This is a genomic window from Paenibacillus apiarius (assembly GCF_017052585.1).
GTDB lineage: Bacteria > Bacillota > Bacilli > Paenibacillales > Paenibacillaceae > Paenibacillus_B > Paenibacillus_B apiarius.
The window spans coordinates 531,117-552,130 of the sequence record NZ_JAFFHZ010000002.1 but is presented as its reverse complement, the minus strand read 5'-3'; the positions used below and the strand labels follow the sequence as shown (position 1 = coordinate 552,130).

Sequence of the window (21,014 nt, the reverse complement as noted above, 5' to 3'; positions counted from 1 at the left end):
ATGGTCAGTATGTTATTCAAGTTGCTGTGAAGGGAGACGTTTGTACGATGTATAAACGATTAAGCGCGGTGCTGTTTCCGATTGTTACGTTCTTTTTTATTGGAGCGATTGTATGGGGATACCAAGAGCATCAAGAAAAGAACTCCATCTTAATTAAAGCAGAGAACCAGTATCAGCGGGCATTTCACGACTTATCGTATCACGTCGATAAGTTGCATAGCGAGTTAGGTCAAACGTTGGCTGTTAACGCAAAGTCGCAAGGCATGCATCGAAAGGGACTGGTCAACGTATGGCGCATAACAAGCCAAGCCCAGAATGAAATTAACCAGCTTCCGCTGACACTGCTGCCATTCAATAAGACGGAAGACTTTTTATCGCGGATTTCTAACTTCGCTTATCGTACGGCCGTTCGTGACTTAACGAAGCAGCCGCTATCTGACGATGAAGTGAAGACGCTGAAGACGTTGCAGCAAAATGCCTCGCAAATTTCGAAAGATTTGCAAAATGTGCAGGACAAAGTTTTAAAGAACAACCTTCGCTGGATGGACGTCGAGACTGCCATGGCGACCGAGCAGAATAGTATGGACAATACGATTGTTGACGGATTTAAGACCGTTGATAAAAAAGTTGGGCAGTATCCGGAGTTGAATTGGGGTCCGTCCGTCGCCAGCGTATATACGAAGCGTTCCGTCAAGATGCTGAAAGGACAGCCGCTTACGGCTGAACAGATTAAAGCAAAAGCGGAAAAATTTTTGGAGCGTAAACCTAATGAGCCTATCCAAATAAAAGTGAACGGAAAAGGAACGGAGTATGAATCCTATACGGCGTTCACGAACGTAAAAGGCGATGGCAGTTCCATTTCGATGGATTATACGAAACAGGGTATGTTGATGTCTTATATGGACACCCGTTCGGTAAAGGGAAAACGGATTTCGATAGAAGAAGCCGAGCGAGCGGCAAAGAAATTTTTGAAGAAGAACGATTACCCTTCCATGGAAATGGTGCGCTACAACGAATTCAATCACGTAGGCAGCTTGATGTTGGTACCGGTTATTGATGGAGTGTTTGTATACCCCCAACAGGTAAGCGTGCGCGTTGCGCTTGATAACGGGGAAGTGACCGGACTTCAGGCGACGGATTACATCTATGAGCATAAAGACCGTAAAATAGGCAAGCCGAAGCTGACGAAGCAGGAAGCCCGCGCGATGCTGAATACGGACATGAACATTTTGTTCGACCGCCTGTCGCTTATCAAAAACGATTCGGGTGAAGAAGTGCTGTGCTACGAATTCGGCGGCAAAATCAACGGGGGCGCCTACCGTATTTACATTAATGCGGAGAGCGGCGCAGAAGAGCAAATCGAAGAAATGCCGATGTTAAAAAGCTGATTGATCGGAATACAAGCTGTAAAGGTGCTGTCTCGACCTTCGTCTTTTATGCGCAGCATGAAGGAAAGGGGTGGAGGCAAGCGCCTTTTTCTTTTGACGGGCGCGTAAAAGATCGGATTCTGAACTGCCTCTTTAGGACTCCTATAACCCATGCTATAATTGCCATGGAGGGGAGCTCATGTTGCCTAATATAAATGATATGATGTACATGCAATTGGTTCGCGCTCAAGACGACGAGCCAACCTATAAATCCCGAGTTACGGAAATCGATGAAGAGCATTTGTGGATTGAAATTCCTCTGTGTGAGAAAACGGGGAAATACGGACTGTTCGCAGCAGGCGAGGAGCTTGATGTCTATTATTCGCAAGAGGACGGCATGAAGTGGCACTTTCGGACAATTGTGACGGGAAGACGGCAGGATACGATTCGCATGCTGTCCATCAGGAAGCCGGAGCAGCATTGGCTTACGAGAATGCAGCGGCGCAATTATTTGCGCGTGCAGGCTAATCTGGAGACCGCTGTCAGCACGATGGATGGCGTTAAGTTCATAGCTCTGTCGGAAGATATTAGCGGAGGCGGCATGTCCTTCGTCACACATCCGCAATGGGGACTGCGAGAGTCACAGCTGTTGCAATGCTGGATTGCGGTTGCATTCCGCAGCGGCGCGATTGAGCACGTTCCGTTCACGGGGCAAATCGTTCGCATCCAGCCAATTCATGAGGAAAGAGTCGCGGTCATGGTGAAGTTCGAGCAAATCTCTGAAGTGGAACAGCAAAAATTAATACGATACTGCTTTGAACGGCAATTCGAGCTGAGAAAGTGATACATAACCATCCGTATAATTTTTCCATCCTGACGACATACTACCACAATAAAAATGTGGGGTGATCACTTGATGAGAACAATGCGGCCGGATCACGGCAAGGAGCATAAATCCGTAGAGGAGCCTCATCGGCTGTTGCAGCATTGGGACACGGGTGTCCGTTGGATGATGCGCTTATGTGTTTCGTTCGTCATTTTGGTCGTTGCCGCCCAATGCTTGCTTTTGATTGGCGGACTGCGCCATTATATATGTCCGGTGGAACGGTTGGAAGGAATCCCTTATAAGCAAGCTTTTTCAAGACATTAATTGCACCATCCGGTCGGATTGCGGCACTATTTTGAAGCAGACTCGTTTTGCATCCCCTTTTTAAGTGTGGTATAATTTTCACGTCGCAGGCAATGCCTGCTTTTTTCTTGAATGAACGTTATTATCGAGGTTTCTACTTACAGGTATGATTAAGGAAGGAGCCAGTCCCGTTGACACAACAGTGTGAGACTATGACACATCGAATGAATATCGCCATCGACGGGCCTGCAGGAGCTGGAAAGAGTACGGTTGCCCGCCTCGTCGCTCGTGAGCTAGGATATGTTTATATTGATACCGGCGCTATGTATCGTGCCGTATCGTTACATATGACACGGGTGAGCATACGTCCGGATGAGACGGATGCGCTTGCGGAAGAGATGAAGCGCCTAAGGATTGAATTGCGACCGGAAGCGGATCGTCAATTCGTCTTTCTGAATGGAGAAGACGTGACAGATGCGATACGAACGTCCGAGATGAGCCGTTTGGCTTCATTATACGCGCAAGTCGGAGTCGTGCGAGAACAACTGGTCGAGATGCAGCGTCAAATGGCGAAATGCAAAGGAGTGGTCATGGACGGCCGAGACATCGGCACGCATGTGCTCCCCGATGCGGAAATGAAGTGGTTCATAACCGCTTCCGTAGAAGAGCGGGCTCGCCGGCGATATGCGGAATGGAAGGACAAGGAGGTTGCTTCGTTGGAGCAATTCATCCGGGAAATCGCTGACCGCGACCGGCAAGATGAGACGCGTGAAGTCTCCCCGTTGAAGCAAGCGGAAGATGCCGTCCTGCTGGATACGACGGGAATGACAATTGACGATGTCGTGCGCGTCATCGTAGAGCGCGTGATGATACGAAAGTGATGGTGAACCGTAGCTACTATGTTCTATACGTTTTGCAGAGCGCTGCTTCGACTTTTTTACCGGATTCTGTTCCGGTTTGAAGCAAAAAACAAACATTACGTGCCGCAAGAGGGCGGGGTCGTCTTATGCTCCAACCACATCAGCTTGTTGGATCCCCCGGCGATTGGAATACTGCTTGATCGGCGCATCCGGTTCATGGCCAAAGCCGAGCTATTCAAAGTTCCGGTATTCGGCCCGGCAATAAACGCGTTGGGAGCGTTTCCCGTCAAACGCGGAGGCGTGAGCAAAGAAACGATTCGCACGGCGTTCCAGCTGTTGAACGACGGCGAGATAATGGGGATATTCCCTGAAGGCACACGCAACACAGACGGAGCGGTTGCCGCTAAGAAGGGCGCTGCGATGATAGCGCTGCGAAGCGGAGCCACCATTGTGCCTGTGGCCGTTATCGGCAACTACAAATTATTTCGCAAGACCAGAGTGTGTTACGGCCCGCCTATCGACATGTCGGATTTATTGGCAGAGAAGGGAAGCGACGTGCTCGAGAGAGCGACGGACCGCATTATGGAGCATATCCAACGTATCATGAAGGAAGAATCTGCTTCATCATGATGCAGGGCATGCATGATTTTCAAGATAGGTAGGATACTACAGGTATTATTTACAGGTTATGCCCTTAATTTCGTTACGACATCTGAATTTCTACACGGATATCCTTGCGGAACGTTAGATTTCAGGTTCGCATAATAGCATCCACTTATCGAGGCCTTTATCTTTTTGGATGAGGCAGAGATAAGAGTTCCTTATGAATCCTGCTCAGCAGGTTTCAATAAATGGGGTTTCAATCGAGGAGGTATTTCACATGTCTGAAGAAACAAAAGTGAATGAAACGGCCGAAACGGCTAACCAAGAAGCGATGGAAAACATCGTAACCTTGAAAAAAGGTGACACCGTCAAAGGCGCGATTGTCAAAATCGATGACAACCAAGCATTTGTAAGCATTGGATATAAATATGACGGTGTTATTCCTATCCGCGAGCTGTCTGCCGTATCCGTTGACAAAGCTTCGGATGTTGTTGAGGTAGGCCAAGAAGTGGAATGTAAAGTAGTAAGCATCGACGATGAGAAAGAACGTCTCGTGCTTTCGAAACGCCAGATCGACAGCGAACAATCCTGGGACTTGATGCAGCAGCGCTTTGACAATCAAGAGGTGTTCGAAGTAACGGTTGCAGACGTCGTGAAGGGCGGTATCGTCGCCGATGTAGGCGTGCGCGCATTTATTCCTGCCTCCATGGTAGAACGTCATTTTGTAGAAGATTTCAGCGACTACAAAGGCCGCACGCTGCGCGTGAAAGTAAAAGAGATCGATCGCGAAAACAACAAACTCATTCTTTCGCAAAAAGATGTATTGGAAGAAGAGTTCGAAGCGAATAAACAACGCGTGATGGCGAACCTTCAAGAAGGTCAAGTATTGGAAGGCACCGTACAACGCTTGACGCAATTCGGCGCGTTTGTCGATGTAGGCGGCGTGGACGGATTGGTCCACGTGTCCGAGATCGCTTGGCAGCACGTTGATAAACCTTCCGACGTAGTGCAAGAAGGTCAACAAGTGAAGGTAAAAGTATTGAAAGTTGACCCTGCCAACGGCAAAATCAGCTTGAGCATCAAAGCGACTCAACCGGGTCCTTGGGAGCAAGCGGGTGACAAAATCAAGACTGGCGACATCATCAGCGGCGAAGTGAAGCGTCTTGTCGATTTCGGCGCGTTCGTCGAAGTAGCGCCTGGCGTAGAAGGTTTGGTTCACATTTCCCAAATCGCTCACCGTCACATCGCGACTCCGTTCGAAGTATTGAAGCAAGGCCAAACGGTACAAGTGAAGGTGCTTGACTTCAATCCGGCAGAGAAGCGCGTTAGCTTGAGCATTAAAGAAACGGAAGAAGCTCCGGCTCCGGCTGCGAAGCCAGAGAAAAGAATCAAAGAAGAGCTGAACAATCCGAACGTGTCTCTCAACAACCAAGCGATGAGCGTTACATTGGGCGAACGCTTTGGCGACATGTTGAACAAATTCAAAAAATAAGTTGAATTCATCATTTTTCGGCGGACTCGTTGCGAGTCCGCCGATTATTTTTGTATCTCCCTTCAAATAATACGAAGAAACGCAAGGGAGATGGAGGTTTGACGCCAGGGATACTGTCTTTAATTGTATGGATCTGCTTCTTCATCTTGTTGGCAAGCGGTTGGCGCCCCGTTGTGCTGAAACACGCATCGTGGCAATGGATTATCGGTCTCGGCGTGTCTTGGATATTACTGAACCGATTCTCGGTGACGATAGCCGTGATAGGCAAAGTGAATACAGCATGGTTGCTATGGTGTCTTGCCGCAATGCTGCTTCTGTTGTCTCAATTCATTAGACTGCGCGGCTTCGTTTTATTAGGCCACATCGGATTGGTGGCCGCCGCTTGGTTGTGGCTGGAACTGTTAAAATGGTCATCCATTGCCTTGCTCCGGCAATTCAGCAAGGAGTGGATTATTGCCGCGATTATTAGCTTGATAGTGCTCGCTGTATCTAGACGGTGGACCTATCAATGGATTGTGCTAACACTCGGATTGGCCCTCGGAGACCTATTCGTTCAGGTGAAAAGCGGCATGTCGCACGAGCTTGGGAGTGCGGGGCTGCAGGATGTATGGTGGGTGTCTTTCCTGAGTGTTCGAATGGTTACAGCCGCTTTGCAATGGACAAAGGGCAGATGGAGAGGAACAAAATGGAAGCGGGCGGATTGAAGGTGCCCGCTTCTGGAAAGTGCGCTGAAAAATGGAGAGGGCTCCCGCAAATTGGTTAGCCAAGGGGCCGATTTTTTGATATGATGATGTACGTGTATATGTTGCAAAAGATGAAGGAGTGAACTGCATGGCAAAACCCGTTGTTGCCATCGTCGGGCGGCCGAATGTCGGCAAGTCCACCATTTTTAACCGAATTATCGGCGACCGATTGGCCATTGTGGAGGACAAGCCTGGCGTGACACGCGACCGTATCTACGGGACGGGCGAATGGAACGGGAAGCCGTTCAGCATTATTGACACAGGCGGAATCGAGGTGTACGGAGAAGATGAGATGCTCCGTTCAATCCGGGTTCAAGCCGAGCTCGCGATTGAAGAATCCGACGTCATCGTGTTCATGTGTGATGCCAAGACCGGTGTGACCCAAGCTGATGAAGAAGTGGCGCAAATATTGTTCCGATCCGGCAAGCCGGTTATCGTTGCGGTAAATAAAGTGGACAATTTGGATCGCATGGACGATGTTTATGAGTTTTATAGCTTAGGCTTCGGCGATCCGATTCCAATCTCAGGTTCACATGGTACCGGTTTAGGGGATTTATTAGATGAGGTAGTGGGGAAATTTCCGGATCTAAGCGATGAGGAATATGATGATGATGTCATCAAGGTTGCTCTTATCGGGCGGCCTAACGTAGGCAAGTCATCGCTTGTCAATGCCATTCTTGGGGAAGAGCGCGTCATTGTAAGCGACGTGGCAGGCACGACCCGTGATGCGATTGATACCCCGTTTGAGAAGGATGGACAGAGGTTCGTTATTATCGATACGGCCGGTATGCGGAAGCGCGGCAAGGTCTATGAGACGACTGAGAAATACAGCGTAATGCGATCTCTGAAGGCGATCGAACGTGCCGACGTCGTGCTGGTAATCATCAATGGCGAGGAAGGGATTATCGAACAAGACAAACATATCGCAGGCTATGCTCACGAAGCGGGCAAGGCCGTGTTATTTGTCGTCAACAAATGGGATATCGTGGCGAAAGATGATAAAACGATGCATCAATTCGAGCAAAAGATACGCGATCATTTCCTGTTTATGACATATGCTCCAATCGTGTTCTTATCCGCTAAGACGAAGCAGCGATTACATAAACTGCTGCCGGTTATCGAGCATGTCGCACAGCAGCACGCGAAGCGCATTCCGACGCATCTCCTGAACGATGTCGTGTCGGATGCGGTCGCCTACAACCCGCCTCCTACGGATAAAGGACGCCGCCTGCGCATTAATTATGCAACGCAGGTTGCGGTGAAGCCGCCGACGATCGTCATCTTCGTCAATGATCCGGAGCTGATGCATTTCTCCTATGAACGTTATTTGGAAAATCGCGTCCGGGCTTCGTTTGACTTTGAAGGCACACCGATCCGGTTATTCACGCGCCGGAAATCCGATGAAAGTTAGGGGCGAACTGAATTGACTTTGTCTATAATTGCAATCGCAGTCAGCTACTTGCTTGGCTCAGTCAGCTTCAGTCTACTCATTGGGAAATGGCTGCGGGGCATAGATATTCGCCAACACGGAAGCGGCAATGCCGGAGCGACGAATACATTGCGTGTGCTGGGGAAGGGGCCTGCAATCGGCGTATTATTGTTAGATGCGGCCAAAGGAATTATCGCCGTTCTGCTCGGACGCTGGCTTGCAGATGATTCATGGGTGATGGTGCTATGCGGGATCGCGGCCATCGCAGGCCACAACTGGCCGATCTATTTCCGGTTCCGCGGCGGCAAGGGGATTGCGACGACAATCGGCGTGCTGGCGATTTTGGCGTTCTGGCCTGCGCTTTGCGCCGGTGTCCTTGCGATTGCCTTAATTGCATGGAAGCGTTATGTGTCTCTGGGTTCCTTGATTTTTACGACGATGACCCCGGTATTTTTATTGATATTCCGCTATGATTGGAGCATATTCTGGGGCAGCCTGCTGCTGTGCGCATTTGCGTTCTACCGTCACCGGGGCAACATTGTCAAGCTGGTGAAAGGGACTGAGAACCGTTTAGGCTCTAAAAAAGGAGGAATGCCACGTGTCCGGTAAGGTCGCGGTGTTCGTCGCGGGAAGTTGGGGGACTGCGCTCAGCGAGGTATTGGCTCAGAATGGACGCAGCGTCTCGCTATGGACTCGGAATGCACACCAGGCGGAAGAGATTAATACAAAGCATAGCAATTATAAGTATTTGCCGGATATTCCGCTCCACCCCGGCATTCGTGCGACATGCTCCATGGAAGAAGCGATGGAGGGCGCAGAAGCCTGCCTCATTGTCGCGCCATCGGCAGCAATGCGCCAAGTGACGCGGGCAATGAAGCCTTATTTTACGGATAAGATGATTATCGTCCATGCAACGAAGGGATTCGAGACCGAAACGTTAAAGCGTATGTCAGAAGTGATTGCCGAGGAGCTTGAATGCGGTGAGGACCGTATCGCCGTATTATCCGGGCCAAGCCATGCGGAAGAAGTCGTCAGACAATGTCCGACTACCGTAGTTGTGGCATCCGCTTCGATGGAGACGGGAGAAAAAGCGCAGGATCTGTTCATGAACGAAACGTTCTTCCGCGTATATACGAATCAGGACGTTATTGGCGTCGAACTGGCTGGCGCGCTTAAGAACATTATCGCGCTTGGGGCCGGATTGTCAGACGGCATCGGATTCGGCGACAACGCCAAAGCCGCCCTCATCACGAGAGGGCTTGCGGAGATCGCCCGGCTCGGCGTCGAGATGGGCGCGAATGCGCTCACGTTTGCCGGTCTCGCCGGTGTCGGCGATCTGGTCGTAACTTGCACAAGTCAGCACAGCCGGAACTGGCGCGCCGGTTCGCTTATCGGCCAAGGGCATGCTGTAGAAGAGGTCCTCTCACGCATGGGAATGGTCGTAGAAGGTATCCGTACCACGAAAGCAGCCTATTTGCTCGCGCGGCAGCATGATGTCCAAATGCCCATTACCGAGCAATTGCACCGCGTGTTGTTTAATGGCAAAGAGCCGAAGCAAGCGGTCGAAAATCTGATGGGCCGCGTTCGCAAAAACGAAATCGAGGAAGTCGCGAAATCGTCTTGGACATAATGCGGAGGAGCTAAATTTGTGCCGGTATTCTTTCACCTCTTAACGGGACTTATCATACACTGTATGAAGTCTGACCCGGGGAGGGACAAAATGCCGAACAATAAATTTTCTAAAGACGCATTGAACGCAATCAACAAGAAAACCGGCAAGCGCATTACCGAAAATCAAATTAAAAAGATTGCCGGCGGGGTGAAGCCGAGTACGATGCAGAGCGAAGCTCAACTGCGGCAGTTGATAAAACAAGTCGCTTCAATGGCCAAACTGCCTGTAACGGAAGCTACGATAAATGAGATTGTAAGCACCGTCAAGCGAAGCGGTACGAACCCAAGCAACTTGGAAAGCATCATGAAGATGATTATGAAGAAATAAGTTGCATATTGCGTTGCTCAACCGAAAAAGACGACACGTTAGCGGGAAGCTGACTTGTCGTCTTTTGTTCTTTTGGGACGAATGGTATAATGAGGACAGTTTGCTCGGATGGGAGAATCGGGAAAATGGACAGTATGACAAAGATGTGGGTATCCTTTATCGGAATTGGTCTCATGGCTTTTTCCGCGTTTCTGATTATGTTTGCCAGGCATAAGACGAAAGGATGGATTCGCGGCATCCTTTCTTTTATTGCGTTCATCATGCTGCTGGCGGGAATGCTGTATGGTATCATCTCCATTGTGTAACACGTAATATGCTTTAACGGAAGGAGTGGCCTTTGATGGCGGACATTATTTTGACAGCGCGCACCCGGGAAGCATCCGTCACGGTGCCGGTTGGAACTACGTTATTGGATGCGGCCGTTCAGGCGGACGTGGGTTGGAATTATGCGTGCACGCGCGGCACATGCGCACGCTGCCGCTGTATCGTTGAGGAGGGACGCGAGCACCTCTCCGGAGTGACGGATGCCGAATGGAATCGCATGGAAGAAGAAGAGTTTGCACAAGGGTATCGGCTTGCATGTCAAGCGGCCGTTGAGTCTGATGGAGTCATTCGCGCTGCCCACAAACCTTACTTTTAGAGATGTTCAAAAAACATTTTTTTATCGCGAACCATATGGATATGCTGTAGATTATTGAAACGGAATGGGGCAGTTCTGATGAAACCTTCATTGTCCGTACCTCTTGTGCAGACGATAGAGCATTTTTCAAATATGGCGCGCGGCGATAACTTATGCTGGATGCTGGGTGGAAGCTGCGGCTTGGTGCTGCATGGCGTACAGCTAGAGAGCGATCCGCGGGATGTGGATATTTATGCGGACGAGCAAGACGTGCTCCGCTTGCAGCGGTTGTGGAAACCATATGCGTCAGATGAGCCGGAGTGGAATGAGACGGAGAGGTACCGTTCTTTGCTGAGTCATTACGAGTACCAAGCCGTATCGATCGAGCTTGTCGGTGACTTCGTGGTGTCAACGTCCCTTGGGAAATATGTAACTGGCATTCGAGGGTTGTTGTGGAACTATGGCTTGGAAATGCAGCTAGGCCAAACCTTTGTTCATGTCATGCCGCTTGCACATGAGCTTGTCTTCAACGTGCTGCGTGAACGGAAAGACCGTGTGCAGTCGATTGTCGGAGTCATGAACCAATCGCCCCGGCTACACGTGGACTCGATGAGGCTGGTTTGGGCCCAATGCTCAGAGCATGCCCGGCTAACAGAAGTTCTAGTCCAACTGTGTCCAGACATCATGAGCCATATTACTCACTAGTACATATTACATTATAGTCCGTGATCAACAGGGGACTTTGTGAACAGCCTTTTATACATCGATTTTAAAACTTGAAAGGATGCTGCAGCTGTGGGAACGCGAGTTCGATTTGAACCTCAAGGCATTGAGATCGAGATAAAGCATGCTGTGTCGCTGCTTGATGCGGCCAGACGGGCCGGGGTCTCGGTTCGTACGCGCTGTGGCGGCAAAGCAGGCTGTTTAATGTGCAAGGTCAACGTAGATGGTGAAGAGCGGGTGCTGACTCCGCCCAGTTCACCTGAACAGCGGAAGCTTGGAGTGGTGTCCACCCAGGGGCTGCGTCTGGCCTGCCAGGTGCGCGTTTCGGGCCAGGAAGGCCTGATTACGGTTACGGTACCTGAAGATCCGCTTAAAGCGCTGGTTCGCCGTCAGCTAGCGGAGCGACAAAATGATGATTCCTTGTGGTAATCGGACGAAAATATCACCGTTAGCGAAGTAAGGAGGAATGTGATTGAGCCGGAATAGACGGGTTGCGCTGCTCCTTGTCACTATACTCATCAGCATGTTGCTGCAAGGGTGCCTGTATCCCAAGGAGCTGCGCAATGAGAATCAGCAATCCGCCCGGGATGGAATCCTTCTCGTTCAAAATGCCGTGGATGAATATCAAAAGCAAACGCAGCTTCTGCCCATCATAACGAGTGACATGGATGTTCCACGCTATGAGAAGTTCCGTATCGATTTGGAACTGTTGAAGCGGCGAGGAGTGCTGGGCTCCAGTCCGGACAATGCTTTCGAGGCAGGCGGCACAGGAACCTATTTAATCATCGATGAGGAAACGGATCCCAAGGTGCGGATAATGGATTTGCTTACGGCGCAGCGGGTCAATGATTTGACTCGGGCGGTCGATTCTTATAAGCGCAAGCAAGGAAGCCTTCCGGCGGCAGAGGAAGTGTATCCTGGCTTCTACGGCATTGATGAAGGTGCGGCTGGAGTCCGCCCCAGCGAAGTGCTGAGCCCGTTCACCGGGCAGCCGCTTTCGTTCATGATGGATAAGGAAGGCAGAGTGTATGCGGATTATGCTCCGGACATTATGCAGCTCGTCGAGAAGTCGGAGCAGCGTCCGTCAGGAAAAGAGAAAGATTTGCGGCCTCTGCTTGTCGAGTCTTCCTTCTATGTGCCCGTGAAATCGGTTGCATACATATGGAAGGACAACGCGCCATGGCCGCAAGCCGAATCCACGCCGCAATCGAAGTAATTCCCGAATCACAATGGTTGTAAAGATCAATCGGAATCGTTTCCGCTTGGTCTTTTTTTATTCTGCATACTTTTCTATTAATATCCATATATTTGATTTGGAAGGCATACGTTCGTTATGCGAATAAAAATGTTAGTGACATGGGGCATATTTCTGTCTGCTTCCAAATATGATGTTACTAGTCCAAAAGCATGTACGAGTTGCGTCGAAAAAAATGCCCTTGTACGACGTGAAATCTCGGCGGCGAACACTGGCGACAACGGCAACAGCTCAATCCTAGCAACGGTGCCAATCGTTTCTGAAGGGCGAGAGGCGGACGTTGCCTCTAGGTCCGTCGGAAAATTTTGAGGAGGGGATATCATTGGAAAAAGTGGACATTTTTAAGGACATTGCCGAGCGTACCGGTGGGGATATTTACCTCGGGGTCGTCGGTGCGGTCCGCACGGGGAAATCGACTTTTATTAAACGATTTATGGAAACAGTCGTGCTGCCAAACATTGCGAACGAATCGGATCGCGCTCGCGCAGTAGACGAACTGCCCCAAAGTGCAGCAGGAAAAACCATCATGACTACCGAACCGAAGTTCGTCCCGAATAATGCGGTGCAAATTAAAGTCGTCGAGGGTCTGGAAGTAAACGTTCGCCTTGTCGATTGCGTCGGATATGCGGTCGAAGGCGCCAAAGGCTATGAGGACGAGAATGGACCGCGGATGATTAGCACGCCATGGTTCGAGGAGCCGATTCCATTCCAAGAGGCGGCGGAAATCGGCACACGCAAGGTTATTCAAGAGCATTCCACGCTCGGTGTTGTCGTAACGACAGACGGAACAATTGCGGAAATACCGCGCAGCTCTTATGTCGACTCTGAAGAACGGGTCATCAATGAGTTGAAAGAAGTCGGCAAGCCGTTCGTGTTAGTCATTAACTCTACGCGGCCCCGCAGCGAAGAGACGTTGGAGCTCCGGAATGAACTGCAGGAAAAATACGACATTCCGGTTATTTCGCTTAGCGTGGCTACGATGGGCGAAGACGACGTCATGGGCGTTCTGCGCGAAGTGTTGTATGAGTTCCCGGTTCATGAAGTCAACGTCAACTTGCCGAGCTGGGTGATGGTGCTGAATGACAGTCATTGGCTGCGCACCAGCTATGAATCGTCGGTACGGGACACAGTGAAGGACATTCGTCGTTTGCGCGATGTCGATCGTGTCGTGCAACAGTTCATGGAATATGATTTTATTGCTAGGGCTGGCTTAAGCGGGATGGATATGGGCCAGGGCGTCGCGGAGATTGATTTGTACGCGCCGGACGAATTATATGACCAAATCCTGATGGAAGTGGTCGGAGTGGAGATTCGAGGCAAGGATCATCTGCTCCAGTTAATGCAGGAGTTTGCCCATGCGAAGCGAGAGTACGATCGTTTTGCGGATGCGCTTGAAATGGTCAAGACGACAGGTTATGGCATAGCTGCTCCAACATTGACAGAAATGGCTCTCGATGAGCCGGAGCTCATCCGGCAAGGCTCGCGTTTCGGCCTTCGTTTGAAGGCGACCGCCCCGTCCATTCATATGATTCGCGTCGATGTCGAGTCCGAATTCGCGCCAATCATCGGTACGGAGAAACAGAGCGAGGAGCTTATGCGTTATCTCATGCAGGACTTCGAGAACGACCCGACAAAGATTTGGAATTCGGACATTTTCGGAAGATCGCTGCATTCCATAGTCAGAGAAGGCATTCAAGGCAAGATTGCCATGATGCCGGATAACGCAAGATACAAACTACAGGAGACTCTCGGACGAATCATCAATGAAGGCTCCGGCGGATTGATTGCGATAATATTGTAAGTAGGCAAAAGCTCAGGCGACAGGACCTCTTCCAGCAGGAAGAAGTTCCCGCTTGAGCTTTTTTCATACAACTTCTCATAAACCAATTTACAGACTCGGAATTAACCATTATATTTATGGATAATGAATTCACGGAAAAAAGTGGATCCATATAGAGACGAACTTACATAAATAAGGGGGATTGGAGGATGTCGGCACAACCGCTCAATCATCGTGGCACATGGCTGAAGTTGTCTTTCTTATTGCTAATCGCCGTCATGACACCGGCTTGCGCTCATCTTTCTGGCGGAACAGAAGGAGCTGCCGGAACGAATGACGGAATTCGGGGCAAGCGCATCGCGCTCATTATGGAATTTAATACCGGCACTTTTTCTCAGCAATATGCAGACGGCATTAAAGAAGAGATAAAGAGGTTCGGAGGCGAATTAACTACGTTCGTTGCCGAGAATGATAAGGCGAAAATGGGAGCGCAATTCGAAATGGCCGTAAGTCAGAAGTTTGATGCGATTCTTACAGATCATGGAAACTCGGAATCGTTGAATGCGGGGATGAACAAAGCGGCAGCGCAACAAATTCCCGTCGTTGCCTTCGACGCGCCCGTCAAAATACCCGGGGTGACCGTGCTTGAGCAAGGTGACGAGAAGATGGCGCAGATGACGCTGGAACAAATGGGGGACGATATCGGCCGCAAAGGAAACATCGTCAAAATATGGACTGCCGGATTTGCTCCGATGGAACGCCGTCAAATTGCATACGACGCATTCATGAAGAGAAATCCCGATGTGAAAGAAATTGCCGCATTTGGCGCAGCTACTTCCAGCACGGCTCTAGACACGCAGGCGAAAATGGAAGCGGTATTGAAGCAATTTCCGAACAAAGGCGACATTGCCGCGGTATGGGCCGCTTATGACGAATTCGCCAAAGGCGCAGCTCGTGCTATACAAGAGTCTGGCCGACATGAGATTAAAGTATACGGAATCGATATGAGCGATGAAGACCTCCAAATGATTCAAGACGATAACAATCCATGGATTGTATCGGCTGCAGTAGACCCGAAAGATATCGGACGCGTGCAGGTGCGGCTCGTCTATCAGAAGCTGCATGGCGATGAAGTTGAGGGAAAGGTCGTATTGGAGCCGGTGTTTGTCAAACGCGAGGATTTGCCGGGCAAGCCAATATCAACGACTGAACTGTCCGAATATGTTAAAGGCTGGAGCGGCAGCACGCAAGGCTTGAAAGATTGGATGATTGAATACAAGTGAACAGTTACCGAATAAAAGGGCGGGATATGAAATGACTGACTCTATCGATGCACAACCCGACAATGCCTTTTCCGCGAATGCGGTCCGTACGGAGCGGAAAGCGGAAATTCAAGCTTCTGATCCCGACGACGATCTGTATATGCTTGGTATATCCAAATCATTCAACGGCGTGGCGGTACTCCATAGTGTAAGCTTTACCGCTTCCAGCGGCGAAATTCACGCTCTGCTTGGAGCGAATGGAGCGGGGAAAAGCACGCTCATGAAAATATTGTCGGGCGCATATCGCTCGGATGTCGGCAATATTCACATCGGCAGCCGTCCGCTGCATATTAAGTCCCCAGCCGATGCCAAGCGTCAAGGCATTCATTGCGTGTATCAGGAAGTGGACACGGCACTGGTGCCGCAGCTTACCGTTGCGGAAAACATTATGATGGACCGCATGGGGCAAGGCAAGCGGTCCTGGTGGGTAAGCCCGCGGCAGATTCGTCAAGAAGCCGAGCAAGCGATGCAGGCTTTAGGCGGAGCGATTCCGATGACGAAGCGAGTGGAGCAATGCACGCTGGCCGAGAAGCAGATGGTGCTGCTGGCTAGAATATTGGCGGGGCGGCCCAAGGTCGTCATATTCGATGAACCGACCGCGCCGCTAAGTCATGAAGAAGCCGAGCGGTTGTTCCAAATGATGCGTTCCATGCGCGACCTTGGCGTTGTCGTCATTTTTATTTCACACCGTTTTCCCGAAGTGTTCGCGGAAAGCGATCGCATCACGATTATGCGTGACGGTCATATCGTCCACTCCTCGCGGACCGGTGAGACGACGCCCGAAGAAGCGGTCCGTCATATGCTCGGCAAGACGTTTGAAGAAGAATTTCCGAAGCAACAAACGGTTATCGGCGACGTTCTCTTGCAGGTGCGGGGCCTTACACGCGGCCGGAAAGTGCGTGACGTAAGCTTTCACGTCCGGCAAGGAGAAATTGTAGGTATCGTCGGGGTTGTAGGGGCGGGCAAGACCGAGCTGTCGCGGCTGCTGGCCGGAGTGGATCGGCATGAACGAGGAAGCATGTCGTTGAATGGCAGGCCGCTCATGCCGAAGGAGCCTGCCGACGCCGTTCGGGCCGGCATCGTGCTTGTACCGGAAGAGCGAAGGAAGCAAGGCGTATTTGTCCAAGAATCAATCCAGCGCAATATTAGCGCTCCTTTATTGAAAGCGTTAAGCCGGCTCGGATTTGTGAAGAAGCGGAAAGAATGGAGCTTGGCCGAACAGATGCGCCGCCGGCTCGGAATTCAATCTTCGTCCGTCACTCAAAAAGTGAAATATTTAAGCGGCGGGAACCAGCAGAAAGTATCTATTGGGAAATGGCTTGAGAGACCCGCACATGTGTATGTTCTGGACGAGCCAACCAAAGGCATGGATATCGGAGCGAAGAGCGACGTCTTTCGAATCATAGGCAAGCTGGCGCAGCAGGGAAAAGGAATTGTGTATTTAACGTGTGAATTCAATGAAGCAGTGGGAATTGCAGATCGGTTATACGTTATGTATGACGGTGAATTGGTGCACACCTTTCAGCGGAATGAAGTAACGCAGGAGCAGCTCATGTTCTACGCGAGCGCGGGCAGGGAAGGAGAATGGAGAAAATGAATTCAGGCTTCAGGGACAGGCTGCTGAATTTTTCATTTCGGTACGGAGCAATTATCGTTATCATTGGCGTCGTCGCTTTCTTTTCGCTGCGGCTCCCTTATTTTTTCTCCAGTGCGAATCTGGCGGACATCTTGCGTTCGATATCAATCGTTACCTTTGTCGCAATCGGAGTGACGCTTTCACTCATTGTCGGCGGATTCGATCTGTCCGTCGGTTCCACTGTATCGTTAACGACGGTTGTAACGGCTTCGCTTATGATTTGGTATGAGATGCCGCTTGTTGTCGTTATTATTGTTCCGCTGCTTGTCGGAGCGGCGATCGGTTGCATTAACGCATTCTTTATCGTCCAAATGCGCATACCCGATCTGCTGGCCACTCTTGCTGTTATGTATATCGCAGCGGGTATTCATAAGACGTATACGAAGGGATATACCGTGTATAACAATATGCAGTTTGAGGATGGGACGAAGGCGCCGGGGAAAATGTATGAATCCTTCCTGCAGCTGGGCAAAGGAGAGGTCTCATTTGGTTTATTTACCGTGCCGATTCCCGTGCTCTTAATGCTTATCGCCATTATCGGCGTCCATGTGACGATGAAGTACAGCCGTTTTGGCCGGCAAATGTACATGACAGGAGGGAACGAGGAAGCGGCCCGTCTGTCCGGTATTCGCATTAACAGAATAAGAACCATCGCTTATATCTTGTCAGGAATGTTTGCGTCTATAGGCGGATTGATCTATGCGGCACGAGTAGGGAGCGGACAAATCGATGCCGGATCGCCATTGCTGATGGAGGCGGTCGCCGCTGTATTTGTCGGGTTCTCCGTCTTTGGGGCAGGCAAACCCACTATTATCGGCACATTTTTAGGTTCTGTGTTAATCGGTGTGCTCGTAAATGGCTTAACGATGATGAACTTGCAATATTACACGCATGACATTGTGAAAGGGGCGATATTAATCTTAGCGCTCGCGGTCACGTTTTATGTCATACACCGCACTCGGGCCGCCTGATTGAGTATTGTTGGTCTCTAATGCGCATATCTCCTCTTGCAATTGTGATTGCGGTATATTACTATAAATTTGTTCCTCAACCATGAAAGGCGGCAGAATGAAGCATAATCTGACGTTTTTAGGGTTGAAGAGGTATAAATTATCTGCAAACAGTGAAAAAATGGGATAATGATGCTAACTTAGGTCGGGAGGTGAACAGAATGAATAAATCCGAATTGATTTCTGAAGTTGCGGAATCGACAGAATTGTCGAAAAAGGACGTAACGAAAGTGGTTGATGCTGTATTCGAAGCTATCTCCACAGCTCTTCAAAACGGGGATAAAGTGCAATTGGTTGGCTTCGGCAACTTTGAAGTTCGCGAACGTTCCGCTCGTAAAGGCCGGAATCCACAAACGGGTGAAGAGATCGAGATTGCTGCCAGCAAAATTCCAGCGTTCAAACCGGGCAAAGCACTTAAAGAGGGTATCAAATAAGTGATTACATACTTTTGTCAACTAGGGGAACGCAAGTGAAAGCCGCGACATGTGTCGCGGCTTTTGTTCCATTTTACACCCATGCTACGCGTTATCGGTTCGATGATCGCCGCTGTTCGCGGCGGACGCTTCAGCGTCGTTATCGCTGTATGCGACAAGAATGATTTTCTCGCCGCTTATCCGGCTAAGTTCATGCTCCCATTGCTGCAGCTTCGCTACATGACTCTCTTGCAGATGTGCTGGATGCATAAGTATTGCTCCTTTCTACATTAACCCCAATCGTTGATAGTATGTCCATTGTCGCCGCGGGCAGATAACAATACGTTAGGGAACAAGTTCCATAACTCTTTGCTATACGTGTTATAATACATTACAGATAAGGAGGTAAGATTATGGAGAATCAGAACGACTTTATTGTCATTAAGGCGAAAGACCAAGGGGTTCAGGTCATCGGTCTCACACGCGGGAATGATACGCGGTTTCATCATACGGAGAAGCTCGATAAAAACGAGGTGCTTGTCGCGCAGTTCACCGATCATACGTCCGCGATGAAAATTCGGGGAAAAGCGGTAGTCATGACGAAGCATGGTGTTATCCATACGGACAAGGATTAAAATAATGCAACTTTAATCGTTACATAACGCATGGAGCAGGCATAGCCTGCTTTTTTTCATTGTACAATGAAGTATGGACATCCTTATATACGCCGAAACTGGCTGGTAGAGGAAGACGCGCTGAAAACGAGTCTGGCTGCGGCGATGTCACAATGTGGAGGTGCAATTGGGTTCATGAACAAATTGGTACGCTTGCGTTCGGTGGCATTGGCGCTTACCGCCACGATTATGGTAACGTTAGGGTTGGGGTTCATCTCGGAGATGAATGAGAAAAAGCCGGCATTGAATTCGGATGTGGCTGCATTTACACCGGTGCCCCGCTTGATTTCGATGAATGATCGGCAGCTCGTCGACTTATTGTCCGATATTCCTCTGCAGCTGCGGCTCAGCCGCGCGGCGTGGCAGGATGGAAAGTTGACGCTAGATATCAAGGTGGCGGCTAGCATTGTGCATCCCGAAATCATATATCAAGATATGTATGAGCTGTTGCGGTACTCCTTTACTCAGACGAACAACGTCAACCGGCTGCTGCTGCGCTTCGTCATACTCGACGAGCGCTTGAAGAAGAAGCACGTTCTGTTGGCTCTGGATGCGTTGAAGTCGGAGACGCCTCCGGAACGGCTGGAACAAATCAAAAAAAGCAATCCGGATATTCCGCAAGAGGTGTCCGAGGCGCTGCGCATCATTTATACTCCACTGTGGGAGAGGCAATTCTCTGCTTCCAGGCTGGACTCACGGCCGGAACGTTGAGTGCAAGCTTCGATGCCAAATAAGCGTCAAAGATGTACTTCGTGATCAAAAGGGAGCTTTTTAAACAAACCTAATGTGATGCGGGTTTAAAAAGGTAACTTTTCAGCACCGAGAAGGTTGCAAGAAGCCGCAGAAAGAGGAGCGGAGTGTAGGCAAGACTACATGAGCACCGGAGTTCAAGGGTGAATGCAAGATTCGATACCGAATAAGCTTCGAAGGTATGCATCGTGATCAAAAGGAGCTTTTTAAACAACCACATGCAGGAAGAAAAGTTGTCCCATCCTGTAAAACATATGCTATAATGATTTAGATTGCGACATCCGTCAGGATGACTAACCGCTACAGTCGGAGGCACTCAGATGAAAGCTAATCACATTTCGCAATTGGCACAGCGGTATGTTGAACATGACATGATACAGGCGCACACCGACCTGCCTGCGTTTCCGAACGCAAGAGCGGAGTTGCTGTTCGCCTTTTTAGACCGCAGCAAGCCAGCAGATGACCATAGCGAGCTTTATGCGTTGGTCACTTCACTTGTACAGGTTGGCCTTGATACTCACGATATGATCGAGATGGCTTCCGTTCAAGGCAATGATCGGAACCTTCGCTCCCGGCAGTTGAAAGTGCTCGCCGGAGATTATTTCAGCAGCCGCTTCTACAATCTGCTGGCGCAAGCCGGTCAGATCGAAGCGATTCAATCGCTGAGTCTGGCCGTATGCAACGTGAACCGTCTCAAGATGACGATGGTTGATAAAATGAAGCAGTGGACGATGACGGCCGAAGAATATTTACGCACCTGCGTATCTTTAAAGAAAATGTTGTTTCAGTCGTTTAACGACCGTCTATCTGCAAAAGATGTGCCCGCGTGGGAAGTATTGCTCGACCATGTGACAGAGCTTGAAGTGATGGAGCAGGAGAAGGAGCGCGCCGAACATTTCGGACGTTTCGTGGGCAGCTGGTCCTATTGGCACGTATGGCAGCAAGGAACGGAAGAAGAAAGAAGAAAGCTGAAGCAGAGCTCATTCGATGTGTCCTTCTGGCATACGCTGATGTCGAAGTACGAAGTTCGCGAGCAGCTCGCTTACCAAGTGCGCGCCGCGCAGGACAAGCTGCAGACGATCGTCTCGGCCTTGCCGGTTGATTCCGCTACGAAGCAGCGCCTTGGCTCCTTCCTCGGCTCCATTCATTTTCCTTTGGCTCAAGCACGCTCCGCTTCGGTTCAACAGAGCTAGACCAAGTGGGCGAAGAA

The 21,014-nt window shown here is 50.0% G+C and carries 25 protein-coding genes; 24 read left to right on the top strand and 1 reads right to left on the bottom strand.

Translation table 11 applies throughout. The features are described 5' to 3' along the window. Positions 1–47: 47 nt before the first annotated feature. The 21 genes from ypeB (at position 48) to JSQ80_RS28465 (ending at position 18,401) form a co-directional block, all read left to right on the top strand. Positions 48–1,388: a germination protein YpeB gene (gene ypeB / locus JSQ80_RS28565; RefSeq protein ID WP_206098119.1), complete on the top strand. Its 1,341-nt coding sequence runs from the start codon at positions 48–50 to the stop codon at positions 1,386–1,388. Positions 1,389–1,566: 178 nt separating this feature from the next. Further along, positions 1,567–2,211 (top strand): flagellar brake protein, encoded by a 645-nt coding sequence (locus JSQ80_RS28560; RefSeq protein WP_206098118.1) that lies wholly within the window; start codon positions 1,567–1,569, stop codon positions 2,209–2,211. A 72-nt stretch (positions 2,212–2,283) separates the two neighbouring features. Beyond that, positions 2,284–2,517, top strand: coding sequence for a hypothetical protein (locus tag JSQ80_RS28555; RefSeq protein WP_206098181.1), 234 nt, complete (start codon positions 2,284–2,286; stop codon positions 2,515–2,517). A gap of 170 nt (positions 2,518–2,687) precedes the next feature. Beyond that, positions 2,688–3,377 carry a (d)CMP kinase gene (cmk, locus tag JSQ80_RS28550; protein WP_411829153.1) on the top strand — a complete coding sequence of 230 codons (690 nt, stop codon included), beginning with the start codon at positions 2,688–2,690 and terminating at the stop codon, positions 3,375–3,377. Positions 3,378–3,395: 18 nt separating this feature from the next. After that, positions 3,396–3,986, top strand: coding sequence for a lysophospholipid acyltransferase family protein (locus JSQ80_RS28545; protein ID WP_087435357.1), 591 nt, complete (start codon positions 3,396–3,398; stop codon positions 3,984–3,986). 250 nt (positions 3,987–4,236) lie between these two features. Next, on the top strand, positions 4,237–5,451 hold the full coding sequence (gene rpsA, locus JSQ80_RS28540) for a 30S ribosomal protein S1 (protein ID WP_206098117.1): 1,215 nt from the start codon (positions 4,237–4,239) through the stop codon (positions 5,449–5,451). A gap of 98 nt (positions 5,452–5,549) precedes the next feature. After that, entirely contained in the window at positions 5,550–6,155 is a 606-nt protein-coding gene (locus JSQ80_RS28535) for a hypothetical protein (protein ID WP_087435359.1), read from the top strand. Between the two features lie 127 nt (positions 6,156–6,282). After that, on the top strand, positions 6,283–7,605 hold the full coding sequence (gene der, locus JSQ80_RS28530) for a ribosome biogenesis GTPase Der (protein ID WP_087435360.1): 1,323 nt from the start codon (positions 6,283–6,285) through the stop codon (positions 7,603–7,605). A 12-nt stretch (positions 7,606–7,617) separates the two neighbouring features. Continuing rightward, on the top strand, positions 7,618–8,232 hold the full coding sequence (gene plsY, locus JSQ80_RS28525; RefSeq protein ID WP_087435361.1) for a glycerol-3-phosphate 1-O-acyltransferase PlsY: 615 nt from the start codon (positions 7,618–7,620) through the stop codon (positions 8,230–8,232). Beyond that, positions 8,222–9,253, top strand: coding sequence for an NAD(P)H-dependent glycerol-3-phosphate dehydrogenase (locus JSQ80_RS28520; protein ID WP_206098116.1), 1,032 nt, complete (start codon positions 8,222–8,224; stop codon positions 9,251–9,253). Before plsY ends, JSQ80_RS28520 begins: the two co-directional genes overlap by 11 nt. Before the next feature lie 90 nt (positions 9,254–9,343). Next, entirely contained in the window at positions 9,344–9,622 is a 279-nt protein-coding gene (locus JSQ80_RS28515) for a stage VI sporulation protein F (protein ID WP_087435363.1), read from the top strand. 125 nt (positions 9,623–9,747) lie between these two features. Continuing rightward, the gene (locus JSQ80_RS28510; RefSeq protein ID WP_019419167.1) at positions 9,748–9,927 is read left to right on the top strand and encodes a DUF2768 family protein; all 180 of its coding nucleotides are present in this window, start codon (positions 9,748–9,750) and stop codon (positions 9,925–9,927) included. 35 nt (positions 9,928–9,962) lie between these two features. Continuing rightward, the gene (locus JSQ80_RS28505) at positions 9,963–10,262 is read left to right on the top strand and encodes a 2Fe-2S iron-sulfur cluster-binding protein (RefSeq protein WP_087435364.1); all 300 of its coding nucleotides are present in this window, start codon (positions 9,963–9,965) and stop codon (positions 10,260–10,262) included. Between the two features lie 78 nt (positions 10,263–10,340). Further along, positions 10,341–10,946 (top strand): nucleotidyltransferase family protein, encoded by a 606-nt coding sequence (locus JSQ80_RS28500; RefSeq protein ID WP_206098115.1) that lies wholly within the window; start codon positions 10,341–10,343, stop codon positions 10,944–10,946. 90 nt (positions 10,947–11,036) lie between these two features. Next, the gene (locus tag JSQ80_RS28495) at positions 11,037–11,393 is read left to right on the top strand and encodes a 2Fe-2S iron-sulfur cluster-binding protein (protein WP_206098114.1); all 357 of its coding nucleotides are present in this window, start codon (positions 11,037–11,039) and stop codon (positions 11,391–11,393) included. 43 nt (positions 11,394–11,436) lie between these two features. Then, entirely contained in the window at positions 11,437–12,180 is a 744-nt protein-coding gene (locus JSQ80_RS28490) for a hypothetical protein (RefSeq protein ID WP_206098113.1), read from the top strand. Between the two features lie 361 nt (positions 12,181–12,541). Continuing rightward, positions 12,542–14,020: a stage IV sporulation protein A gene (gene spoIVA, locus JSQ80_RS28485; RefSeq protein WP_206098112.1), complete on the top strand. Its 1,479-nt coding sequence runs from the start codon at positions 12,542–12,544 to the stop codon at positions 14,018–14,020. Between the two features lie 188 nt (positions 14,021–14,208). Beyond that, positions 14,209–15,282 (top strand): sugar ABC transporter substrate-binding protein, encoded by a 1,074-nt coding sequence (locus tag JSQ80_RS28480; RefSeq protein WP_206098111.1) that lies wholly within the window; start codon positions 14,209–14,211, stop codon positions 15,280–15,282. A gap of 31 nt (positions 15,283–15,313) precedes the next feature. After that, positions 15,314–16,918: a sugar ABC transporter ATP-binding protein gene (locus JSQ80_RS28475; protein WP_206098110.1), complete on the top strand. Its 1,605-nt coding sequence runs from the start codon at positions 15,314–15,316 to the stop codon at positions 16,916–16,918. Then, the gene (locus JSQ80_RS28470) at positions 16,915–17,928 is read left to right on the top strand and encodes an ABC transporter permease (protein WP_206098109.1); all 1,014 of its coding nucleotides are present in this window, start codon (positions 16,915–16,917) and stop codon (positions 17,926–17,928) included. The genes JSQ80_RS28475 and JSQ80_RS28470 overlap by 4 nt, the downstream gene beginning before the upstream one ends. A 200-nt stretch (positions 17,929–18,128) precedes the next feature. Further along, entirely contained in the window at positions 18,129–18,401 is a 273-nt protein-coding gene (locus JSQ80_RS28465; RefSeq protein ID WP_087435372.1) for an HU family DNA-binding protein, read from the top strand. A gap of 84 nt (positions 18,402–18,485) precedes the next feature. Here the strand turns inward: JSQ80_RS28465 and JSQ80_RS28460 are convergent, their stop codons facing one another. Further along, the gene (locus tag JSQ80_RS28460) at positions 18,486–18,650 is read right to left on the bottom strand and encodes a hypothetical protein (RefSeq protein ID WP_176392930.1); all 165 of its coding nucleotides are present in this window, start codon (positions 18,648–18,650) and stop codon (positions 18,486–18,488) included. 143 nt (positions 18,651–18,793) lie between these two features. Here JSQ80_RS28460 and mtrB point away from each other — a divergent pair, with 143 nt between their 5' ends. From mtrB to JSQ80_RS28445, 3 genes are all read left to right on the top strand, one after another. Next, a complete protein-coding gene (gene mtrB, locus JSQ80_RS28455) occupies positions 18,794–19,015 on the top strand; it encodes a trp RNA-binding attenuation protein MtrB (RefSeq protein WP_087435373.1) in 222 nt (73 codons plus the stop codon). A gap of 174 nt (positions 19,016–19,189) precedes the next feature. Then, the gene (locus JSQ80_RS28450) at positions 19,190–19,765 is read left to right on the top strand and encodes a hypothetical protein (RefSeq protein WP_087435374.1); all 576 of its coding nucleotides are present in this window, start codon (positions 19,190–19,192) and stop codon (positions 19,763–19,765) included. Between the two features lie 359 nt (positions 19,766–20,124). Next, on the top strand, positions 20,125–20,997 hold the full coding sequence (locus JSQ80_RS28445; protein WP_087435375.1) for a heptaprenyl diphosphate synthase component 1: 873 nt from the start codon (positions 20,125–20,127) through the stop codon (positions 20,995–20,997). Positions 20,998–21,014: the final 17 nt, after the last annotated feature.